At 65.2% G+C, this 20,002-nt stretch carries 16 protein-coding genes; 12 read left to right on the forward strand and 4 right to left on the reverse strand.

Annotation, left to right across the window (positions count from 1 at the left end; all coding sequences use genetic code 11):
• Window positions 1–38: 38 nt before the first annotated feature.
• Together SR870_RS03315 and SR870_RS03320 are read right to left on the reverse strand one after the other, a co-directional pair.
• Window positions 39–2,372: a Tex family protein gene (locus SR870_RS03315; RefSeq protein ID WP_322516626.1), complete on the reverse strand. Its 2,334-nt coding sequence runs from the start codon at window positions 2,370–2,372 to the stop codon at window positions 39–41.
• Between the two features lie 133 nt (window positions 2,373–2,505).
• Complete coding sequence (locus SR870_RS03320) at window positions 2,506–3,639, reverse strand: acyltransferase (RefSeq protein ID WP_322516627.1); 1,134 nt, start codon at window positions 3,637–3,639, stop codon at window positions 2,506–2,508.
• 450 nt (window positions 3,640–4,089) lie between these two features.
• Between SR870_RS03320 and SR870_RS03325 the strand changes: the two genes are divergently transcribed.
• From SR870_RS03325 to SR870_RS03340, 4 genes are all read left to right on the forward strand, one after another.
• A complete protein-coding gene (locus SR870_RS03325) occupies window positions 4,090–5,007 on the forward strand; it encodes a transporter (RefSeq protein ID WP_322516628.1) in 918 nt (305 codons plus the stop codon).
• Window positions 5,008–5,149: 142 nt separating this feature from the next.
• Window positions 5,150–6,526, forward strand: a complete 1,377-nt coding sequence (locus SR870_RS03330) for a hypothetical protein (RefSeq protein WP_416221121.1) — start codon at window positions 5,150–5,152, stop codon at window positions 6,524–6,526.
• Between the two features lie 13 nt (window positions 6,527–6,539).
• A complete protein-coding gene (locus SR870_RS03335) occupies window positions 6,540–7,361 on the forward strand; it encodes a hypothetical protein (RefSeq protein WP_322516630.1) in 822 nt (273 codons plus the stop codon).
• 159 nt (window positions 7,362–7,520) lie between these two features.
• Window positions 7,521–8,012, forward strand: coding sequence for a hypothetical protein (locus SR870_RS03340; RefSeq protein ID WP_322516631.1), 492 nt, complete (start codon window positions 7,521–7,523; stop codon window positions 8,010–8,012).
• Window positions 8,013–8,165: 153 nt separating this feature from the next.
• On the opposite strand, the gene SR870_RS03345 is transcribed toward SR870_RS03340, so the two are convergent.
• Window positions 8,166–8,798: a helix-turn-helix domain-containing protein gene (locus tag SR870_RS03345; RefSeq protein ID WP_322516632.1), complete on the reverse strand. Its 633-nt coding sequence runs from the start codon at window positions 8,796–8,798 to the stop codon at window positions 8,166–8,168.
• A 172-nt stretch (window positions 8,799–8,970) separates the two neighbouring features.
• Here SR870_RS03345 and SR870_RS03350 point away from each other — a divergent pair, with 172 nt between their 5' ends.
• The 3 genes from SR870_RS03350 to SR870_RS03360 are packed head-to-tail and all read left to right on the forward strand — an operon-like array spanning window position 8,971 to window position 12,609.
• Window positions 8,971–11,223, forward strand: coding sequence for a TonB-dependent siderophore receptor (locus tag SR870_RS03350; RefSeq protein ID WP_322516633.1), 2,253 nt, complete (start codon window positions 8,971–8,973; stop codon window positions 11,221–11,223).
• A gap of 28 nt (window positions 11,224–11,251) precedes the next feature.
• On the forward strand, window positions 11,252–12,373 hold the full coding sequence (locus tag SR870_RS03355) for a PepSY domain-containing protein (protein WP_322516634.1): 1,122 nt from the start codon (window positions 11,252–11,254) through the stop codon (window positions 12,371–12,373).
• Window positions 12,370–12,609 carry a hypothetical protein gene (locus tag SR870_RS03360; protein ID WP_322516635.1) on the forward strand — a complete coding sequence of 80 codons (240 nt, stop codon included), beginning with the start codon at window positions 12,370–12,372 and terminating at the stop codon, window positions 12,607–12,609. Before SR870_RS03355 ends, SR870_RS03360 begins: the two co-directional genes overlap by 4 nt.
• Window positions 12,610–12,683: 74 nt before the next feature.
• On the opposite strand, the gene SR870_RS03365 is transcribed toward SR870_RS03360, so the two are convergent.
• Entirely contained in the window at window positions 12,684–14,798 is a 2,115-nt protein-coding gene (locus SR870_RS03365) for an ATP-binding protein (RefSeq protein WP_322516636.1), read from the reverse strand.
• Window positions 14,799–15,002: 204 nt separating this feature from the next.
• Here SR870_RS03365 and SR870_RS03370 point away from each other — a divergent pair, with 204 nt between their 5' ends.
• From SR870_RS03370 to SR870_RS03390, 5 genes are all read left to right on the forward strand, one after another.
• Window positions 15,003–15,317 carry a cytochrome c gene (locus SR870_RS03370; protein ID WP_322516637.1) on the forward strand — a complete coding sequence of 105 codons (315 nt, stop codon included), beginning with the start codon at window positions 15,003–15,005 and terminating at the stop codon, window positions 15,315–15,317.
• A 107-nt stretch (window positions 15,318–15,424) separates the two neighbouring features.
• Window positions 15,425–16,564: an acyl-CoA dehydrogenase family protein gene (locus SR870_RS03375; RefSeq protein WP_322516638.1), complete on the forward strand. Its 1,140-nt coding sequence runs from the start codon at window positions 15,425–15,427 to the stop codon at window positions 16,562–16,564.
• A 135-nt stretch (window positions 16,565–16,699) separates the two neighbouring features.
• Window positions 16,700–17,857, forward strand: coding sequence for an acyl-CoA dehydrogenase family protein (locus tag SR870_RS03380; protein ID WP_322516639.1), 1,158 nt, complete (start codon window positions 16,700–16,702; stop codon window positions 17,855–17,857).
• Window positions 17,858–17,971: 114 nt separating this feature from the next.
• Window positions 17,972–19,195, forward strand: a complete 1,224-nt coding sequence (locus SR870_RS03385; protein ID WP_322516640.1) for an ABC transporter substrate-binding protein — start codon at window positions 17,972–17,974, stop codon at window positions 19,193–19,195.
• A 140-nt stretch (window positions 19,196–19,335) separates the two neighbouring features.
• Window positions 19,336–19,986 (forward strand): glutathione S-transferase family protein, encoded by a 651-nt coding sequence (locus tag SR870_RS03390; protein ID WP_322516641.1) that lies wholly within the window; start codon window positions 19,336–19,338, stop codon window positions 19,984–19,986.
• Window positions 19,987–20,002 lie beyond the last annotated feature (16 nt).

Genomic DNA, 20,002 nt, shown 5'->3' on the forward strand with positions numbered 1-20,002 from the left:
GGCGCGAGCCGGCCCGCCGAAGCGGCGTCGGCTGCCGCTTACTTCGATCGGCCCTTGCTGTTCTCGGCCGCCTTCGCCAGCGCGGCCGCAAAGGCGCCGCCGCCGCCGCTGCTCTTCGGCTCCGGCTTGGGGCGATAGCGGTCGACCAGCTTGGCGTTGCCGCCGCCGTCCTTCCGTCGCTCGCCGGGCGCCGGAATGGGATCCGACAGCCGCAGCGTCAGCCCGATCCGGTTGCGCGGCACGTCGACCTCGAGCACCTTCACCTTCACCACCTGGCCCGGCTTCACCACCTCGCGCGGATCGTTGATACGCCGCTCCGACATCGCGGAGATGTGGATCAGGCCGTCCTGATGCACGCCGATGTCGGCGAAGGCGCCGAACGCGGCGACGTTGGTGACGGTCGCCTCGAGGATCATGCCGGGCTTGAGGTCGGTGATCTTCTCGACGCCCTCCTGGAAGGTCGCGGTCTTGAATTCCGGGCGCGGATCGCGGCCGGGCTTTTCGAGTTCTTTCAGGATGTCGGTGACGGTCGGAATGCCGAACTTGTCGTCCGCGAAGGACGCGGGTTGCAGCGACTGCAGCGTCTTGGTCTGACCGATGATCGCCTTGATGTCGCTCTTGGTCGCCGCCAGAATCTTCTTCACCAGCGGATAGGCTTCCGGATGCACGCCGGAGGCGTCGAGCGGATTCTCGCCGTCGCGAATCCGCAGGAAGCCGGCGCATTGCTCGAACGCCTTCGGGCCGAGCCGCGGCACTTCCTTGAGCTTGCTGCGGCTCGGGAAGGGGCCGTTGGCGTCGCGGTGCGCGACGATGTTCGTCGCCAGCGTTTCGCCGATGCCGGAGACGCGCGCCAGCAGCGGCGCCGAGGCGGTGTTGAGATCGACGCCGACGGCGTTGACGCAGTCTTCCACGGTGGCGTCGAGCGCGCGCGACAGGACGTGCTGGTTGAGGTCGTGCTGATACTGGCCGACGCCGATCGATTGCGGCGGCACCTTCACCAGTTCGCCGAGCGGGTCCTGCAGCCGCCGCGCGATCGAGACGGCGCCGCGGATCGAGACGTCGAGATCGGGGAATTCCTTGGAGGCGAATTCCGACGCCGAATACACCGACGCGCCGGCTTCGGAAACGATCGCCTTGGTGAGCTTGAGATCGGGCTTGGCCTTCATCAGATCGGTGACGAGCTTTTCAGTCTCGCGCGACGCGGTGCCGTTGCCGATCGCGACCAGTTCGATGCGATGCTTGACGCAGAGCTGCGCCAGTTCGAGCATGCTCTCGTTCCACTTCCGCGCCGGCTCGTGCGGATAGATCGTGGTGTGGTCGACGAACTTGCCGGTCTGGTCGATCACCGCGACCTTGACGCCGGTGCGGAAGCCCGGATCGAGACCGAGCGTCGCACGGCCGCCCGCGGGCGCGGCCAGCAGCAGGTCGCGCAGATTGGCGGCGAACACGCGCACCGCTTCCTTCTCGGCCTGCTGCCAGAGCCGCATCCGCGTGTCGAGCGCCAGCCCGGTTTTGATCCGGGTGCGCCAGGCCCAGCGGACGCAATCCGATAGGAAAGCGTCGCCCGGCCGTCCCTTGCGCGCAATGCCGAAGGTCGCCGCGATGCGGTTTTCGTATTGCGTCGGTTCCTTCGAATCGGGATCTTCGCCGTCGCCGAAATCGAGCTGCAGCACCTCCTCCTTCTCGCCGCGCAGCAGCGCCAGGATGCGGTGCGACGGCAATTTCTGGTAGGGTTCGGAAAAGTCGAAATAGTCGGCGAATTTGGCGCCTTCGGTTTTCTTGCCGGTGCGAACGCTCGACTTGATCTGGCCGCGGCTCCAGATCGCTTCGCGCAGGCTGCCGGTGAGGTCGGCGTGTTCCGAAAAACGCTCGACCAGAATGGCGCGCGCGCCTTCCAGCGCGGCCTTGACGTCGGCGACCGGATGCTCGCCGTCGGTCTTCACGAAGGCCGCGGCCTCGGTCTCCGGATGCTTGTCGGGATTCGTCAGCAGCATCTCGGCCAGCGGCTCCAGCCCGGCCTCGCGCGCGATCTGCGCCTTGGTCCGGCGCTTTTCCTTGAACGGCAGATAGATGTCTTCGAGCCGGGCCTTGGTGTCGGCCGCGAGCAGGGCCTTCTCGATCTCGGGCGTCAGCTTGTCCTGCTGCCTGATGCTGTCGATGATCGCGATCCGGCGCGCGTCCATCTCGCGCAGATAGCTTAGACGCTCTTCCAGCGCGCGCAACTGCACGTCGTCCAGCATCCCCGTCGCTTCCTTGCGATAGCGCGCGATGAACGGAACGGTCGATCCGCCGTCGAGCAGGTCGATGGCGGCCTGGACCTGTTCTTCACGGACGGCGAGTTCGGTGGCGATGATGGACGCGATTTTCGGCACTGGAGGTCTCTCGGAACGATGGCAAGGAGGTCGATTGAGCGCCGGCTGCGCGGCGAATCGAAGGCACCGTACGACATCCCGGCAGCAAGGGGGACGGCGCGGTCGCGGTGGCCCACAGCCGTTTGCGGGCCGTTCAGCCGGCGGCTGCGCTCCGGACGCGCGGGGCGAGCAAGGCGCGGACGGCTCGCCCGAGACGGATGCCGGGCAGTTCGACAAATCTGTAGCAGACATAGGCGAGCGCCAGGGCCGCCATGGTGCTCACGACGAAGACGAGCAGGGCGACCAGCAGTCGCGGCAGGCCGAGACCGTCGATCGTCCAGGCGAGAAATGCCGGATGATTCCAGATCGGCGTGATCGTCAGGAAATGGAACAGGTAGTAGCTGAACGACAGCTTCCCCAGCCAATGCGCGGCCGGATGGTCGAGCACGTCGAGCAGCGACGCACGCGGACCGTAGGCGACCAGATAGATCAACATCCACGCGCAGAGCGAGTTGACCAGAAAACGCCAGGTCGAGGCATGGCCGATGAGCGGGCGCGCGGTGAAGAACAGGATGATGAACAGCGTGAGGGCGAGATTGGCCTGGCGCGGCGACAGCCGCGACGCCAGCCGGCCCGATGCCACCGCGCAGAAGCAGCCGAATGTGAAGGCGTAGTAGAACTGCAGCGGCGGGTCGCCCAGCATCTTGTGGACGGAGGGGTCGAACGACAGCACGACCAGGGTGATCGCGATGACGGCCGCCATCGTGGTGGGCAGCGGCGCGCCGCGGAACAGCAGCAGGTACATGGCGTAGATCAGCGGGATGGCAAGCATCTCGAGTTGCAGCGACCACATCACGCCGTTGAGCGATGTGTCGATCAGCGCCATGTTCTTCAGGACGATGGACAGCGGGACGGCCGTGCCGGTCAGTGCCATCGCAATGGCGAACAGGCCGATCGCGAAGACGATCGCCGGATATAGCCGGAACAGTCGCGCGACGACGAAATCAGTGGCCTGTGCAGCCGAGGGGCGGGCGTCCTTCAGCAATGACCGCGTCAACACGAATCCGCTGAGGACGAAGAAGAAGATCACCGCCTGCAGGCCATCGACGCCGTGCACGATCGCTCGGTAAGCGAAACGACTCCATGCGTCGAGTTCAACTCCCGGGTTGGTCAGCAACGACGTCTCGGCGCCTGTCGGCGCCTGAGCCACGTGCGACGCCGCGACCAGCAGCGCGGCAATGCCGCGCATCGACTCGAGTCGAGGGATGAAGCTGCGGTCCTGGCTCATTCTGAATCGGAGTTTGGGTTGGATCGGACTTCGGAATGGGCGGGGCCGAACCGCGCTGTTCCATGGTTACGGTTGCGCGGAGAGGAGCGTGGTCGGGCAGCCGGCGAGGTGAGCCGCAGGCTCCTCGCATAACCTGTCGATGTACGGCGACTCGTACACCTTTGCTGAGCCGCTCGCCATCCGCGATCCACCTGTTCGGCGCCGGCAGGGTTTGTATTCCAACGTTTTGTGGGTTCCGCGAACCGCGGGGTGATCCCCGCCGGACCAACAATGACAGGCGAGCTGCAAGGGGGAACAATGCCCCTTCCAGACGCCACAATTAAATGCTAATAATTCGCATGTGCAATAACTTAGTCTTTCGGGCCCATTATCATGTATATGAAATCATTTCATAATTTGAGAGATGGCTCGGTTCGCGCGTCTTCACCGCGGCGAGGAGCGGGTGCAGCGTTGCTGTTTCTCGGTGCGCTCTGCGTCGCCGCCCCAGCCTCCGCCAACGAGGAGCCGCTGTGGCGAGCGAACGCCAAGCCGGTGATCACGGTGCCCGGAGGGGTCGCGGCCGTTGGCGCACACGCTGACGGCACGGATACCGAGCACATCTTCGGTTTCAGCATGGGCTCCGACATCGGGCAGCCGGGCGAAATCGAACTCGAGATGGAGAACGTCGGCGCTCTCGGCAAACGCAACGGCGGCTATGCGACGCTCGCGACGCTGAACCAGGTCAAATACACGCTGACGGATCGTTTCCGGATCGCTCCCGGCTTTGCGCTCGGCGCGCAGCGGATCGACGGCGTCGCCGGCTTCGACGATCGGCATCATATGAGCTTCAACGGCGCGACGCTGGAGTTCCGCTACAAGCTGATCGACCGCGCCGTCGCGCCGTTCGGGTTGACGCTCCACGCGCAGCCCGGATGGAACCGGGTCGACGACGGCAGCGGGCTGCGCGTCTCGCAATACGGCGCGGAGTTCGCCGCTTTGTTCGACCGGGAACTGGTCAAGGATCGCTGGTACGCCGCCTTCAATATCTGGTACGGGACCGGCGTCACCCGCGAACATGCGACCGGGCTCAGCGGTCATGATTCCGACTTCGCGCTGCACGGCGCGCTGTCCTATCAAGTGCAGCCGGGTCTGGTGGTCGGCGTCGGCACGCGCTATCTGCGCAGCTATGACGGCGGCGGCCTCGATCGTCTCGCCGGCGAGGCGGTGTATGTCGGTCCGACGTTCTCGTACAATCTCACCGATACGCTCGGGCTGTCCGGCACCTGGCAGGTCCAGCTCGCCGGCCGCGCGGTCGGCGACGGGCGGCACCTCGATCTCGAGAATTTCGAGCGGCATCAGGCGATGCTGCGGATCAACGCGCACTTCTGAACGGCCGGTCGCGGCGCGCGCCGTTTCGCTGCGCGCAGCTTCGTCGCGACCACAATCTGGTCCGAATCTGCAACTAATCGTTGTGAGTACGAGCATACGGGGGCGTTGGTCGTGCGCAGCGTCACGTCATCCGGATATGCCCATGCCCCTTGCCGCCGACCCGGCCGCTTCGATCTCGACCACAGCCCCGAATTCGAACAGCGCGGCGGTTCCGGCGTCGCTGCTGCTGTCGCGCGGCGTCGCCAGGCTGGAGGTGATGCTCAAACTCACCACGGCGATCCTGGCGCTGGCCGCGGGCGTCTACACCTATCTCGGCGTCCGCGAACTGCTCGACGGCAGCCCGACCACGGTGTTCTTCGCCGCGCTGATCTATTCGGTCGCGGTCTCCGTCGGCATCTACGCCTTCTGGGTGTTCCTGATGCAGTTCATGCCGCACGTCGTGGACCGTACCGGCCGCGTCCTGATGTTCGGCTGCATGATTTTCGGCTCGCTGATGATCGTGGCGATGTCGTCCTGGCTGAACGCCTCGGCGCTGGCCGGCGGCGCCGCGATCCGGCAGCATCTCGCGATCACGGTGCAGGATTACACGCGCGATCTCGACGCGGCGAACACCAACGCCATCGCGGCGCAGGGGCTGTTGCCCGACATCCAGATCGCGTCGTCGCGGTTCGCCAAATTGGCCGACGCGGAGCGCGCCGGCTCGCTCACCGGCACGTCGGGCTCCGGCACGGTGGTGCAATTGCTGACGCAGATGTCGGGACAACTCGACAGCCTCGGCAAGGAAGTCGAAGCCTCGGGCAAGCGCGTGTCGGCGCTGTTTGCGGAGGGCGGCAAGCATCTCGCGCGAATGCGCGAAATGGTGTCCGAGCGCGGTCCGATCGGCGAGCGCAGCGATGGATTTGCCACCGAGTCCCTGGCGCTGATGGGCGTGATCGCCAATCTGCAGCAGACCTCGGTCGCACCGGCGGTGAAGCGCGCGGCGGCGACGCTGTCGTCGTCGTTCATCGCGCCCGCGGCCGGTGGGCGCAGCGCCGATCTCGCCGAGCGCCAGACGGCGGTGGTCGGCAAGGTCGAGGGCGCGATCGCGGCGCAGGCCGCGTCGCTGGCGGGCGCGGCCGACAAGATTCTGGAGATGCCGCGGATCGAACCGGGGCGGTTCCAGGCGCTGTCGCCGGCGGAAGCCGTGCTGCGCTACGCCGGTGACTTCATTCCGAGCTGGGCCGGCGCGATCTCGATCGACCTGATGCCGGCGGTGCTGGTGCTGATCCTGTGCGTTGTGCACGCCGCGATCCGGCGCGAGGGGCTGCCCGTGGCGAGCGCTTCGGCAATGACCGCGGCCGAGATGATGGCGGCGCTCAGAATGGCGCGCGAGGTCGAGCAGGCGAGCCGCGCGGTGCAGCCGTCAGCCGAGCCTAAAGTGAACGAGCCGGGCGAGGCGCCGGCGATCGCCGATGAGCCTGCCGCCGCCACGGCCGACGAAAACGTCACCGCGCTATCGTCGGCGCGGCACGTCAAGTAAGCGCGGTCCGTCGATGGCTGGCCTGACGCAACGTTTCAACCGATGGATCGCCGGCAATCCGGACGATGCCGTGCTGCGTCTGGTGTTCCGCGGGCTGGTCGCCGCTTCGATCGGCGCGTTGGCGTTCGATCTCGCGGGCGCGAATGGCTGGGTGGCGCCGGTCGACGGCACGCCGGCTCCGGCCGACCAGCGCGAGACCATGCCGAGCGGATTGCCGACGCTGCCCGCGATTCTGTCGCCGTGGCTGCCGGGTGGCGACCGGCTTGCGCCACTGCCGCAGACCGATGGCGCACTGGGCAAGGCGATGACGTTCGACCTCGTGAGCGGCGGCCGTCTGACCGCCACCGGCACGATCACGCCTGGTACCTCCGAGGCTTTCGCGAAAGCGATCGAACGGCACGGCGAATACATCAAGACGGTGGTGCTGAATTCGCCCGGCGGTTCGGTCAGCGACGCACTGGCGATGGGGCGGCTGATCCGCGATCGCAAGCTCGCCACGCTGGTCGAGGCCGGGAAGTACTGCGCGTCGTCCTGTCCGCTGGTATTCTTCGGCGGCCTCGAGCGCCGCGCGGGCGACAAGGCGGCGATCGGGGTGCACCAGGTGTTTGCCGCCAAGAGCGCGGCCGCCGCGCCCGCATCGCGTGACGCCATGAGCGACGCGCAGCGGATCTCCGCGCGCTGCCAGCGCTATCTCGGTGACATGGGAATCGACCTGCAGGTCTGGATTCACGCCATGGAAACGCCGAAAGACCGGCTGTTTGTGTTCAAACGGGACGAATTGCAGGCCCTGAAGATCGTCACCCCGCCGGCTGCGGCGCCGGCGGCCACACCCTGAGGCCCGACCCGCGATATCGTATCGCGGCGACGTGTCGCGGTTTTCAGTTGTCAACCTGCATCGAAACACCACTTTTTGTGGGTGTCCTGCATTGGTTCCAGCAACTTTTGAAAATCCTCGTCGTTATCGGCCCAGTGCAACGTCGCGAAGGAAAATGAAATGAAGAAGACAGGCTTGGTTCTTGGTGCGGTAGCTGCGCTTGCGGTCGCCACCGCATCGGCTCCCGCGCAGGCGCAGCGCGGTTACGGTTACGGCCATGGGATCGGCCCGGCCCTGATCGGCGGGCTCGCGGCTGGCGCGCTGATCGCAGGTGCAGCTTCCAGTGGCTATGGCTACGGTCCTGGGTATGGCTATGGCTATGGCTATGGTTATGGCGGTGGACCGTACTATGGCTCGCCGTATTATGCTCCCCGCGTCGTCAGCTATTACGGCGGTCCGCGCTACTACGGTGGCGGCGGTTGGGGATACGGCGGTCCGCGCTACTACGCACGTCCCCGTGCGGTCTACTACGGCGGCGGTTATCGTCCGTATGGAGGCTATCGCCAGTCATACGGTTACGCTGGTTCGCCCGTGATTCGGGCCGGCTACATCGGTGGCCCGCGCTTCGGTGGCCCGCGTCACGGTCACCGACACATCCATCGCCGCTGGTAAACACCTTCTTCGGCGATCGGATCGATCGCGGATGCATGATGATCGAGGGCGGTAGCGGCAACGCTGCCGCCTTCAGTGTTTTCGGCCCCCACGTGAGAGTGTTTCGCCAGCTCTCGCCGGACGCGCCGCGCGGGGAGGGGCGCCTCCTACGCATCACGACGCGCCGCGACGAGCTCCGTTCAGGAACAGCTTCCAAGCGGTCTCGAAATAGGCGTTCTGCGCCCGTGTCGACGCGTAGGTCGCGCGGCCGAGCATGGCGTCGATCATCGGGCCCACGGCCACGCAGTTCAGCAGATGCATCGCGAGGAAGGACACGTCGCCGGGCGCGAGATCGCCGCTGCGCTGCGCATCTTTGATCAGGGCGAACAGTCGATCCATGATCGGATCGTCCTTGTTGCCGGCGACAGATTGTCCGACCACCAGCGCCTCACTGAAGGCAATCCGTTTGAAAGCGATCAGGGTCGGATCGAGATTGACCGTAAGCAGCCAGCGCGCGGCCGCGCGCAACTGTGTCAGCACGTCGCCTTTCTCCGCCGCCGCCATCGTCGAATGGAAATGCGCTTGCGTCTGGATCCGCGCATGCTCGACGACGCCTTCGAACAGCGCGAGCTTCGAGGGAAACCGGCGATAGACCGTGTCCTTGCCGACGCCGCACGCCGCCACGACCTGCTCGACCGAGGTCGCCGCATAGCCTTGCTGCGCAAAAAGCTGCGCCGCTGTCTCGATGATGTGAACCGATTTGGCTTCGCCGTCGGCCTTGCGCGGACGACCGCCTCTCTGTGTCATGGGATACGTCCCGCACCAGCGCTCGCGCTTCCAATTTCGAACCCGCGCAACGCTCGCGAGCCTTCGAACTATTCCAGTCTCATGTTCGCGTCGGGTTTGCAATCGCGCTGGACAGGACGGTCCCGTCCCGTTTTATTGCCGGCCACGGTTTATGAAACTCGGGGGCGGTTGCATGGGGATCTATCGAAATTCTATCGTTCTGGCGGCACTCACCGCCGCCGCGATGGGCCCGCCCGAGGCGATGGCGCAGCAGTCGTCGCAGGCGGAATCGGTCGCGCTTCCCGCCGTGACCGTGAGCCCCGCCCAGCGCCCCGCGCGCCGGGCAGCCCCGCGCCGCCGCGAGGCACAGCCGGCTTCGGCGCCGAGGTCTGCGCCGGTCGCGCCCCGCGCCGTGCGCAACGCCAGCAACACATCGGATCGATATCTCGACCAGCGGTCGACGACCGCGACGAAGACCGATACGCCCGTCCTGGAGACGCCGCAGTCGATCTCGACGATCACGCGCCGGCAGATGGACGATCAGAACGCGCAGACGGTCGGCAACGCTCTGCGCTATACGGCGGGGGTTCTCTCCGATGCCGACTCCAATGCGCGCTACGACAGCATCTTCATTCGCGGCTTCGGCGCGTTCGGAACGGCGACCAACTACGTCAGCTTCCTGGATGGTTTGAAGTTGCCGCGCGGCCAGGCCTTCGCCAACACTGCGATCGACCCGTTCCTGCTCGACCGCGTCGAGGTGCTGAAGGGGCCCTCGGCGGTTCTGTACGGCCAGACCAGCCCCGGCGGCCTCGTCAACCAGGTCAGCCGGCTGCCGAGCGCCGTCCCTTACAACGAGGTCAGGGTCGAGGGCGGCACCTACGGCCGCATCCAGTCCGGCGTCACCAGCCAGGGCGCTCTCGATAAGGAAGGGCACTGGCTCTATAGCTTGAGTGCCATCGGCCGCTCGTCCGGCACGCGCTACGACGGCGTCGACGAGCAGCGCTATGCCGTCGCGCCCGCCGTGACCTGGGCGCCGGACGCCGACACGAAATTGACGGTCCAGAGTTATTATCAGCGTGACCCGAAGGGGGGCTACTTCAACTCGCTGTATGCCAGGTCGCTGGCGCCGGCGCAGTACCAGCCATTCCTGAACTCGAAGCTGAATGTCGGCGACCCGGGTTTCGACGCGTTCCAGCGCGAGCAATACGGCATCGGCTACCAGTTCGACAAACGCCTCAACAGCGTGGTCAGCGTCCGGTCGAGCCTGCGATATTCCCACGTCGATCTCGACATGCAATCGCTGCAGATGAACGCGCCGCTCACGGCGACCGGTCAGTTGCCGCGCTGGGCGGTTCGGTCCATCGAAAATGTCGGCGGATTGTCGACCGACAACCGCGTGCAGTTCGACGTCGCCACGGGCGCGCTTCAGCACAAGATCATCACCGGCGCGGACTATCAGCAATCCCGAAGCGACTGGGTCTATCAACTCGGCGCAGCGACGTCCCTGAACGTCACCAATCCGGTTTACGGCCAGACGGTCGGAACGCTCACGTCGCTGATCAACAGCGGGCAGGACCTGTCCCAGACCGGTCTGTACGCCCAGGATCAGATCAGCCTCGGTCAATGGCGCGCCACCCTCGGCGCCCGCCACGACTGGACCGAACAGAGCACGGACAATCGTCTCGCCGGCTCCAGCAGCAGCCAGTCCGCCGACAAGACGACCTACCGCGCCGGTTTGCTGTATCTCTTCGACGATGGCGTCGCGCCCTATGTCAGCTACTCGACCTCGTTCGAACCGGTGGCCGGCGTCGGAGTCGACGGCTCGCCGTTCATCCCGACGACCGCGGAGCAATATGAAGGCGGCATCAAATATCAGCCGAATGCCCTGCCGATCCTGCTGACCGCATCGGTGTTCGATATCCGGCAGCAGAACGTGCTGACGCCGTCCGCCGTTGCCGGCTTCAACGTCCAGCAGGGTGAAGTCCGGTCCACCGGGGTCGAATTCGAGGCGCGCGGCAACGTCACCGACGGCCTCGAATTGATCGGCGCCGTGACGTTCCTCGACACGCGGGTCACGCAGTCCACCACCACCTCGATCATCGGCAATCGGCCGCAAGCGGTTCCCGATTTCTTCGGATCGGTCTGGGCGAATTACACCTTCCGGTCCGGCCCCGTGGGGGGACTGTCGGTCGGTGGCGGCATCCGGCATGTCGGCTCCAGCTACGGCGATGACGCCAACACGCTGCAGGCGCCGGCCTATACGGTCGTGGATGCGGCGCTGAAATACGAGCTGGAGAATCTCTCGCCTCGCCTGAAAGGCACGGCCTTGACGCTCAACGTCAACAATCTGTTCGACAAGGAGTACTATTCGAGCTGTTCGTCGACCTATTACTGCCAGTTCGGCAACCGCCGAACGATCCTGGCCGGGCTCCGGTATCGATGGTGAGCCGCCGAGGTCGAGAGCTGTCGGTCCGATGACGCCGCGCACCGTCCGGGTCTGGTCGTGGATTCATCGGTGGAGCAGCCTGGTCTGTACGGTCTTTGCGCTGCTCCTCTGCCTGACCGGGCTGCCGCTGATCTTCAAGGACGAACTCGGGCCCGATCTCGGGCTCGAGAATGCCGCCGGCGGAGCCGCGACTGCGTCATTGGAGTCGATGATCTCCCGGGCGCAGGCCGCGCGTCCGGGGCAGGTGGTGCCTTATCTGTTCTTCGATCGTGATCAGCCGATCGTGAAAGTGCCGACGTCACCGTCGATGACTTCCGACCCGGCCTCGTTCCACTATCAGGTGTTCGACATCCGGACCGGCAGGCAGATCGACGTTCCGCAGCCCAATGAAGGCTTCATGTACGTGATGCTGCGGTTGCATCTCGACCTGTTTGCCGGCGTGAAGGGCACGCTGTTTCTCGGATTAATGGGCGTGCTGCTCGTCGTCGCGATCGGTTCGGGCGTGGCCCTCTACGGACCCTTCACCCGGCGTTTCGATTTCGGGGTGGTCCGCAGGGGGAGCGGGCGGCACCGAACCTGGCTGGACCTGCACAACCTGCTCGGCATCGTCACGCTAGCCTGGTTCGGCGTGGTGAGCTTCACCGGCGTGATCAACACGCTGGCCGCGCCGATCGAACTGGCCTGGCAGGCCAATCAGCTCGTGGAGATGTCGTCGCAAGCCAAGCCCGTCGAGAATGAGGACAGGCGGGCTTCGATCGACGATGTGCTCCGCGAGGTGCGCGCGGCTGTTCCCGGCATGAACGTCATGACGGTCGCGTTTCCTGGGACGCCGTTCGCCACCCCGTCGCACGTGGCCGTGTTCCTCACCGGCAGCACGCCGCTCACGAGTCGGATCCTGAAGCCCGCATTGGTGGACGCATCGAGCGGGGCCGTGGTCGCGGTACGTGACATGCCATGGTATGCGACGGCGCTGTTCACGTCGCAGCCGCTGCATTTCGGCGACTATGGCGGGCTGCCGCTGAAGATCATCTGGGCGTTGCTGGACGTCGTGACGATCGTCGTGCTGATCAGCGGGTTGTATCTCTGGTGGGGCAAGCGCCGCCGGCGCTCCGGCGTTGCGGCGAGTGAAGTGTCGGAGCACGGCCGATGAGCGGCTTCAGGCGGCAATGGCTGTGGCCATTGATCCTGGCCGCCTCGACGGTCTTCGGGTTGGTCGCCGCGCTGGTCGGCGAAGGCGCCGTCTGGTTGGGACTGAGCTGGGCGACGCTCTCGATGCCGTTGCTGACGATCCTACGCTGCCTCACGCCGTCGCGCCGAGACGACAAATCGCCGAGCGTCGTTGGGCGATCCGGCAAATGGTCGGGCAGCGAAGACCGGCGGTGGTGATTTGGCGTGAGCTGGGCGGCAGCTCGCATCGGTTCGCGATCGACCCTGTCGATGCCGGCGGCCAGCGATCGAGTTCATTTGCCCGTGGAGCCCTGCAGCGCCTGGGTCAATGCCTTGCGCAGCGCATCGAGCGTGTAGGGCTTCTGCAGCAGAGGGAAGCCTTCGCTCAGCGCCGACGCGCTGCGGTCGCTGTAGCCCGAAGCCAGCACCACAGGCGTTTCCGGATGATGCTCGCGGATCAGCCGGCCGAGTTCGAGACCGCTCATGCCCGGCATCACGATGTCGCTGAACACCAGGTCGATATCCTTGCGCTTGTTGAGCAGATCGATCGCATCTTCGGCCGAGCACACTTTCACGACGGTGAAGCCGCATTGCTCGGCATAGTCGGCGGCGACGGCGGCGACGTCGGGGTGATCTTCCACGAGGAGCAGCGTCGCTCGCTCACTCGGCTGTAGCAAGGCGACTTCCGCGACGTCAGCATCCCGCGTCGGCCGCTCGGTCGAGCGGGGGAGGAACAGATCGAACCGGGTGCCGCCGCCGATCTCGCTCTCGACCGTGATCGCGCCGTTCGATTGTTGCATGAATCCGTAGATCTGGCTGAGGCCCAATCCCGTACCGCGATCGACCGGCTTGGTGGTGAAGAACGGCTCGAAGATCCGGTCGCGGATCTCCTCGGGAATGCCTTCACCGGTGTCGGCGAAGCTGAGAATGGCATATTCGCCGGTCAGCCGGCGTGGTCCGAAATTCTTCAGCGTCTCGGTCCGGATCGAAATCGTGATGCGCCCGCCGTCCGGCATCGCGTCGCGCGCATTGAGGGCGAGGTTGAGCAGGGCGATTTCGAACTCGTTGGGATCGATCTGGACCACGATCGGCTCCGTCGGCGGCTCGATCTCGATGGCGATGTCGCTGCGGACCGATTGCCTCAACACGTCGGCGAACTTCATCACGCTGTCGCCGAGATCGACCAGCCGGGCCGCGACATTGTGGCGGCGTGAGAACGACAGCAACTGACGGGTGAGGCCGGCGCCCTTGGCGACGGCGGAGTCGATCATGTCGAACGTCCGCCGGTCCTGCAGGTCGTTGTGACGCCGCCTGAGCTTCTGCACCGAACCACCAACCACCATCAGCAGATTGTTGAAGTCGTGGGCGACGCCGCCGGTCAGGCGGCCCAGCGATTCGAGTCGTTGCGATTGCTTCAGTGCATTTTCCGCGGCGGCGCGCCGGCTGGCTTCCTCGTAAAAGCGTTGCGTCCGCCTGAGTGCCAGCAGCACGATCGCGATCAGGGCCGCGGTGGCAGGCAGGCCGACCAGCAGATAGGCGCCGAGTTGCGACAGCCACGTCTTGCGGATCGCCTCGGTCTCCAGCCCGGCATACACGTAGACCGGCAGGTTCGGCAGCTTGCGATAGGCGATGCGCCGCTCGATGCCGTCGAGCGCGGACACTTGCGTCAGTGTGCCTTCGTTGTTCCCCGCACGCATGGCCCGGCCGATCAGACCGTCGGATTTGACCGTTGCGTCGGCATGGTCGATCGCGGGGAAGCGGGCGAGAATGGCGCCGTCGTCGCGGACGAGCGCGGCGTAGCTGCCTTTCTCACGGCCGACCTTGGCGTAAAAGCCCTCGAAATAGTTCGGTAGCACCGACGTCTGAATCGTCCCGGCGAAGCTCCCGTCCGGCGTGTTGCGCCGCACGCTGACGCCGAAGAACGGAGCACCGCCATAAGGCGGTCGCGGCTGCAGGGTGCGGCCGACGAACAGGCCGACGTCCTTGCCGACATGGGCCTTGAAGTAGTCCCGATCGGAGAAGTCGGTTCGTGGCGAGGGAAAGAGCAGGGTGTTGACCAGAGTCTGGCCGTTCCTGTCGAAGATCCACATCGACTTGATCTGTTCAGAGCCGGCGGCCAGCCGCTTCAGCCGCGCGTGCAGCGCGCCTTCGTTGGCGCGGATCTGGTCGTCGGTCATATCGCGGATGATTTCGCCGGTTTCCGCGATCGAGCGCTCGACCGATTCGAAGATCTTCAGCGCGTGCTCGGTGATGATGTCACGGGTCTTGTCGATCTGCCGGTCGGCACCGTCGTCGTTGGAGCGATAGGCCAGCCAGGCCGCGTAAGTGAACAGCGCCACCGGTAGCACCACCGAGGCGACCAGAATCGCACGCAGCAGTCGAAGCGAATCGCGTTGGGCCGTCAGCATTGGCTCGGGTGGGCGAAATTAGCTGCCATTGATTTTCAATTAAGCACTTTTCCGATCGCAGGAAACCGGTTGGACCCGACTGATCAGGATGGCGGTAAATCCCTGACAGCGTCCACCTATCGTTTGTGGAACCATTGCAGTAAACAGCGCAGGTGAATTTCGAGTTCCACCGGATGTGAGCCGGGCTTGCAGAAGAGGATTGCCATGCGCCCTTTGACCTTCGGTCTGTCGTTGCTGCTGCTCGCCGGCGCGTCCGCCCCGTCATTTGCCGCAGATGCCACCAACGGCGAAACCCTGGCGAAGCGCTGGTGCACCAGTTGTCATGTTGTTTCCGAGGACCAGAGCAGGGGTACCGACCTCGTCGCGTCGTTCGCGTCGATCGCATCGCGACCGGGATTTGATCAGGACAAGCTTGCGACCTTCCTGCTCGAGCCGCATCCGAAGATGTCCAGCATGGCGCTGAGCCGGATCGAGGCGCAGAATATCGCGGCCTATATCGCCGAGCAGAAGCGCCCGTGATGCGTTGGCGCGGCGGCTGAGCGTCGCGCTCTGGTCAGCGTCTCGACGCAAGTGGAGCCGGGGCTTTCCCGGCATCCTCGCCGCACGCGAACCTCCCGGGTGCGATAGTGACCGAATCCCTGTTCTATACCGCCGATCACATCGCCTTCCGCGACGTGGTGCGCCGCTTCGTGCAAAAAGAGATCGAGCCGTTCGCCACCGAATGGGACGAGGCCGGGGGCTTTCCGCGGGAGCTCTATGAAAAGGCCGCGGCGATCGGGCTGCTCGGACTGGGCTTCCCCGAGGAATATGGCGGCACGCCGACCGATCAGTTCATGTGGATCGTGGCCACCCAGGAACTGGCGCGGGCCGGCGCCGGCGGCGTCAGCGCCAGCCTCAACAGCCATTCGATCGGCGCGCCGCCGATCGCGCGTGCGGGAACTCCCGAGCTGAAAGCCCGGGTGCTCCCCGATATTCTCGCCGGTAAGAAGATCTCCGCCCTGGCGATTACCGAACCATCCGGCGGCTCCGACGTCGCCAATCTGCGCACCACCGCCAAGCGCGACGGCGACCACTACGTCGTCAACGGCGAGAAGACCTTCATCACCTCCGGCATGCGCGCCGACTACATCACCACGGCGGTGCGCACCGGCGGCGATGGGCCTGGCGGCGTCAGCCTGCTGCTGATCCCGGGCGACACGCCGGGGCTGACGCGGACGCCGCTGAAGAAGATGGGGTGGTGGGCGTCCGACACCGCGACGCTGCATTTCGACAATTGCCGCGTGCCGGCCGGCAATCTGCTCGGGCAGGAAGGCGCCGGCTTCATGATCATCATGCTGAACTTCAACAGCGAGCGGCTGACGATGGCGGCCGGCTGCATCGCCGCGTCCCGGGTCTGCCTCGACGAGGCGACGGCCTATGCCAAGGAGCGCGTGACCTTCGGCAAGCCGCTGTCGAAGCACCAGGTGATCCGTCACAAGCTGGTGGACATGGCGCAGCGCATCGCCGCGTCGCAGGCGATGCTGGAACTGCTGGCGTGGCGGGTGGAGCAGGGCGAGAGCCCGATCGCGGAAATCTGCATGCTGAAGAACCAGGCGACCCAGACGATGGCGTTCTGCGCCTCCGAGGCGGTGCAGATCTTCGGCGGCGCGGGCTTCATGCGCGGCGTCAAGGTCGAGCGCATCTATCGCGAGGTCAAGGTCAACGCCATCGGCGGCGGCACCGAAGAGATCATGAAGGACCTCGCCAGCCGGCAGATGGGGCTGTGATGATACACACCGTCATTCCGGGGCGCGCGCAGCGCGAACCCGGAATCCCGCGGTGACAATGACGAACGACAACAACAAGTGAGATTCCGGGTTCGCTCGCTTCGCGAGCGCCCCGGAATGACCAGGGAAGAGACAATGCTATTCAGTCAAGACCACGACGAACCGCGCCGCGTCCTTCAGAAGTTCATCGCCAGCGACATCAATCCGCATGTCGACGAATGGGAGAAGGCCGGCATCTTTCCGGCGCACGAACTGTTCAAGAAGCTCGGCGATCTCGGCTTTCTCGGGCTCAACAAGCCGGAAGAATATGGCGGGCAGGGGCTCGATTACTCCTATGCGCTGATGATGGCGGAGGAACTCGGCAACATCAATTGCGGCGGCGTGCCGATGGCGATCGGCGTGCAGACCGACATGGCGACGCCGGCGCTGGCGAAGTTCGGCTCCGACGAACTGCGCCGCGAATTTCTGGCGCCCGCGATCGCCGGCGACATGGTCGCCTGCATCGGCGTGTCGGAACCCGGCGCCGGCTCCGACGTCGCCTCGATCAAGACCAATGCGAAGTCCGACGGCGACGACTACGTCATCAACGGCGGCAAGATGTGGATCACCAACGGCACCCAGGCGGACTGGATCTGCCTGTTGTGCAACACCGGCGATGGCCCGGCGCATCGCAACAAGTCGCTGATCTGCGTGCCGATGAAGACCAAAGGCGTCAGCATCGCCCGCAAGCTCGACAAGATGGGGATGCATTCGTCCGACACCGCGCAGATTCACTTCGACGACGTTCGGGTGCCGAAGCGCAACCGGATCGGCGAGGAGGGCCTGGGATTCACCTACCAGATGGTGCAGTTCCAGGAGGAGCGGCTGTGGGGCGCTGCCGCCTGCCTCAAGGCGCATGAAAGAACCATCCAGAACACGATCGATTACACCCGCAACCGCCAGGCGTTCGGCAGGCCGCTGCTCGACAATCAGGTGATCCATTTCCGGATGGCCGAGTTGCAGACCGAGGTCGAGCTGCTGCGCTCGCTGGTGTATCGCGCCGCCGAAGCGCTGGTCGCGGGAGAGGATGTCACCCAGCTCGCGACCATGGCCAAGCTGCGCGCCGGCCGGCTCGGCCGCGAACTGCCGGATGCCTGCCTGCAATATTGGGGCGGCATGGGCTTCATGAACGAGACGCTGGTCAGCCGCTCCTACCGCGACTCGCGCCTGACCTCGATCGGCGGCGGCGCCGACGAGGTGATGCTCGGCATCCTGTGCAAGATGATGGGGACGTTGCCGGGCGGAAAGAAGTAGACCCGCCGCCAGCCTATGGACGCAAGATAGCGGCGGCGGCTGTCCCCTACGTTGCTACCTGATAACTGCGCGCAAGACGCAGACAGAGTTCCGCACAACAGAGGGAGGGGAGCCATGACGTCGTTCAGTCGCCGTTCACTGATGGTTGGATCGGCCGCTGCCGGTCTCGCCGCGCTTTCAAGCGCACGAAACGCCCGCGCCGACGAGTTGCCGGGCGTGACCGCCACCGAACTCAAGATCGGGTGCACCACTTCGCTCAGCGGACCGGTGTCCGCCCTCGGAACGATTGCGCGCAGCCAGGAAGCCTATTTCCGGATGCTCAACGATCAGGGCGGCATCGCCGGCCGCAAGATCAATTTCATCATGTACGATGACGCTTTCAACCCGTCCAAGACGGTCGAGCAGACCCGGCGGCTGATCGAGAGCGACAACGTCGCCTTCCTGTTTTCGATGCTCGGCACCGCGCCGAACTCGGCGGTGGTGAAATACATCAACGCGCAGAAGGTGCCGCATCTGTTCCTGTCGGTGAACGGCGACAAATGGGGCGACTACAAGACCTATCCCTGGACCATGGGATTTGCGCCGAGTTCCCGGACCGAAGCCCAGGTGTTCGCCAAATACGCACTCAGCCAGAAGCCGGACGCCAAATTCGCGCTGTTGTATCAGAACGACGACCTCGGCAAGGATTTCGTCGCCGGTCTGCGCGACGTGCTCGGCGATCGCTACGACACGCTCGTGAAGGCAATGTCCTACGAGGTCACCGAGCCGACGATCGACTCGCAGATCGTCACGCTGCGGGCGACCAATGCCGATGTGCTGATTTCGGGGGTGACGTCGAAATTCGCCGCGCAGGCGATCCGCAAGGTTTACGAATTGGGCTGGAAGCCGATGCACTTCGTCACCAGCGGCGCGGCCTCCGTCGCGTCGACGATCATCCCGGTGGGCGCCGAGCGCGCCGAAGGCCTGATCACGTCGACCTATACCAAGGATCCGGCCGATCCGGCGTGGGCCGACGATCCCGGCATCAAGGACTACACGGCCTTCATGGCGAAATATTTCCCGACCGGAAACGCCAAGGAAAGCCTCAATGCGTACGGCTACACGGTCGCGTCGGTGCTGCGCATCCTGCTCGGGCAGTGCAACGGCAATTTCAGCCGCGAGAACATCATGGCTCAGGCCAACAACCTCAAGAACGTCGAGGTGCCCACGTTGTTGCCGGGCGTTCGGGTCAACACCAGCCCGACCAATCATCACCCGCTGCGGCAGATGCAACTGCAGCGCTTTGAAGGGCAGGGGTACAAGCGCTTCGGCGCGGTCATCGAGGGGACGATGTTGTAGGCGCGGCCTCCATGGCGCAGCCGCAAGCTCGCAAGATGCTCGCGAGCGGCTGCGTTTTGGGGTAGCCTGCCGACCGCCGGTCCGACCAATGGGAAGTCCGCCGCGCCAAGATCAACAATGCCGAGGGAAACGCCAACCACATGATCACGCTGTATCACTGCCAGGGAGCGCGGTCGTTCCGGCCGCTGTGGATGCTGGAGGAGATGGGGCTCGATTACGAGCTTAAGATGCTGCCGTTCCCACCGCGGATGTTCGCCAAGGAGTATCTGGCGATCAATCCGCTCGGCACCATCCCGTTCATGATCGACGGTGACACGAAGATGACGGAATCCTCCGGCATCTGTCACTATCTCGGCAGCAAATATGGGCCGACGCCGCTGGTGCTCGACGTCGGCGAGCACGACTATGGGAGCTACCTCAACTGGATGTTCTTCAGCGATGCGACGCTGACGTTTCCGCAGACGCTCGTGCTGCGCTACGGCACGCTGGAGCCGAACGAACGGCGGCAGCCGCAGGTGGTCGAGGACTACGCCAAGTGGTTTCTCGGCCGGCTGCGCGCGGTCGAGGCGGCGACGGGGCAGACCGAGTGGCTCTGCGCGGGGCACTTCACCGCCGCCGACGTAGCGATCGGCTACGCGCTGCGGCTGGCGGACACGCTGGGCCTCTCCAAGGATTTCGGCCCCAATGTGGCTGCGTACTGGCAGCGGCTGCAGCAACGTGAGGGCTATCGGCGCGCGCTCGAGGCGGAAGTTCGCGCCGCCGACGAGCAGAAGGTCGCGCGGCGGGCCTGAATGCGTCCGGCGGCGC

Origin of the sequence: Rhodopseudomonas palustris, assembly GCF_034479375.1 — a bacterium.
In the GTDB taxonomy this organism is placed as follows: domain Bacteria; phylum Pseudomonadota; class Alphaproteobacteria; order Rhizobiales; family Xanthobacteraceae; genus Rhodopseudomonas; species Rhodopseudomonas palustris_M.